This is a genomic window from Vibrio sp. 03_296, assembly GCF_002265885.1.
This window is the reverse complement of the sequence record NZ_NPKW01000228.1, coordinates 1-527: the sequence shown is the minus strand read 5'-3', so window position 1 is coordinate 527 and position 527 is coordinate 1. Positions and strand designations below refer to the sequence as shown.

Here is a 527-nt window from a genome sequence, read left to right as displayed (position 1 = left end):
TGAAAATTGCTTTTGCTGATGCGGTCAAAGGGCACTTCGCCGAACACCCAGAGGCAAATGATCCAAGAAAGTACATCACCCCGGGTAAAGCGGCGATGAAACGCGTGGTGATGGATAAAATCCGCATGTGTGGCAGCGAAGGTAAACTGTAATTACCGTTTCACTTTACTAATACTTCCCCCTAATTTGGTATTAGTCGGGCACTGGAAACAGTCGCCTTTTTACACTGTAAATTTGTGAGGGGAGAGGGATTTTTGAACAACGTCGAAGCATCAAGGTTCTTGGCATTTCTGAACAAGCGTTGAGTTAAGCGTAATCTGTTTTGGTAGATTAATCCTGCAGATATTTCGCGGCGGCGGAGACAAAAAAACCGCCCATCGAGAGCGGTTCCATCTTTAAACCTAAAACCGACATGTCTTAGAACTTCACTTGGTAATTGAGCGTGTATGTACGGCCACGGCCTTTGTAGTCGTATGCGGCGGACTCATAGTGCGCTGAGTAAATCAGCTGCGCACGTTGACCCAAGC

At 46.9% G+C, this 527-nt stretch carries 1 protein-coding gene; it reads left to right on the top strand.

What is annotated here, in order from left to right:
* A partial coding sequence (locus tag CIK04_RS23585) for a class II fructose-bisphosphate aldolase (protein WP_369597165.1) occupies positions 1–152 on the top strand: 152 nt, incomplete at its 5' end.
* Between the last annotated feature and the right edge of the window lie 375 nt (positions 153–527).